Origin of the sequence: Polaromonas sp. DSP2-3-2b2 (assembly GCF_049895905.1) — a bacterium.
GTDB lineage: Bacteria > Pseudomonadota > Gammaproteobacteria > Burkholderiales > Burkholderiaceae_C > Polaromonas.
In genome coordinates, this window is the sequence record NZ_JAFCTH010000069.1 from 1 (window position 1) to 506 (window position 506).

The window sequence follows — 506 nt, forward strand, 5'->3', positions numbered from 1 at the left end:
AAAGGATCAGAATCAAACACAAAAACTAGCCGCTTGAGCATCGAACTTTTTGCGGCAACTACCTTGACAGCGCCCGATACTGCGCCCAGGTCGGCGACGAGCACCGTGCGGACTTGCCCCTGAAGCCCTGGCGCTACTCACAGTTTTGCGAGAACTATCGCCAGTTTGCCAAACGCCTCAAGCGTTCCATGCGCCAGGTCCACCGCGCCGGGGAGAAACTCTTCATCGACTACGCCGGCCCGACACTGGCCCTGAGTGTGCACGGGCAGGAAATTGGCCGCGCCAGCATCTTTGTGGCGGCCATGGGCGTGTCGGGCTACTGTTTCTGTCTGGCAACGCCCGCGCAGACAGCACGCGACTGGCTGGGCGCCACCGCGCAGGCGTTGACCTTTTATGGCGGTGTGCCCCAGCTCATCATCCCCGACAACCCCGGTGGCTGTCAAGGAAGTTGTCGCCTGAAGTGAAGTGAGTCAGGCTGCTTTTTGCGTGTTTCGAAGCTCCTTTAT

Annotated in this window: 1 pseudogene; it reads left to right on the top strand. The window is 59.7% G+C overall.

What is annotated here, in order from left to right:
• Positions 1 to 128: 128 nt before the first annotated feature.
• Positions 129 to 428, top strand: a pseudogene (locus ACP7AD_RS18610) (IS21 family transposase); the annotation flags it as partial.
• Positions 429 to 506 lie beyond the last annotated feature (78 nt).